The following is a 982-nucleotide window of genomic DNA, read 5'->3' as shown; positions in this document are numbered from 1 at the left end:
GTGCACCTGCCCGCAGCAAGGCGATCAAGAAACGCGCTGCAGCAGAGCGCCTGCAGCAAACTGCAGGCGTGGACGCAGCCCCAGACAAATCCTCACCGTCACACGCGCCAGATACAGGCGGCCATGCGCCCCGTGGTGCCAAACCCATTACCAGTGACGCCGGCATCCCGTCGGTGGGAAAAGAACCTTGACGGATTGCCCACGGTGCACCAGGCATTGCTGCCGTCATTGCCGTACACCTGTGTAATCCCCAGCGCCATGAGGCGCAACCGGGCCAGCGCCGGCAAGTCGGCAAGGTATTTATCGCTGCCGCACGGCGTAAAGCAGCAGCCGGCGTCAGGCTGAACGGTTTCGAACGCGGCCTTGACTTCAGCGCCGACTTCGAACGCTGCAGGCCCGATGCACGGACCGAGCCATGCTATTGTTTTGATAGCTGCTTGCGCTTGTTTTTGTTGGGCCAGAGCCCGAAATGACTCATAAACTGCCTCAAGTACACCGTGCGGACTCGTCGGACTTCCTGCCAGCCCACGCCAGCCCGCATGCGCTGCGGCCACCACAGCGCCGTCTTCGCTGGCCAGCAGCACCGGCAGGCAATCGGCCACCATGATGGTGCAGGCAAGTCCCGCCTGATCCGTCACGCAGGCATCGGCTGTCTGGCCGTCGGCGGCATCGGCGCTCAACACCAACACTTCGCTGCCATGCACCTGCTGAAGGAACACCGGGTGACTGCCCATTGCCCGCCGCAACACGTCACGGTTCGCCGCAACATTGGCCGGCTGGTCGCCGACGTGGTCACCCAGGTTCAGGCTGTCATAGGGAACGGGCGACACGCCCCCGGCACGTGTGGTGAACACCGCGCGCACGCCGGCAGGTGCTGGCCAGTCGGGAATCAGCCAATCAGTATGCAAAGCAGGCACCGGTAATTTTCCGACGGGCCGCCCTTAGGAAAATTGGCCCCTGAGGGGCTGGAGCCTGCGGCTCC

1 protein-coding gene is annotated in these 982 nt (G+C 63.8%); it reads right to left on the bottom strand.

Features of this window, described 5'->3' with window-relative positions:
• Positions 1–98: 98 nt before the first annotated feature.
• A complete protein-coding gene (pgeF, locus tag AC1D1X_RS24355) occupies positions 99–908 on the bottom strand; it encodes a peptidoglycan editing factor PgeF (protein WP_477669107.1) in 810 nt (269 codons plus the stop codon).
• Positions 909–982 lie beyond the last annotated feature (74 nt).

It is taken from the genome of Polaromonas sp. P1_G4 (genome assembly GCF_056405475.1).
This window is presented reverse-complemented; position numbering and strand designations above follow the sequence as displayed.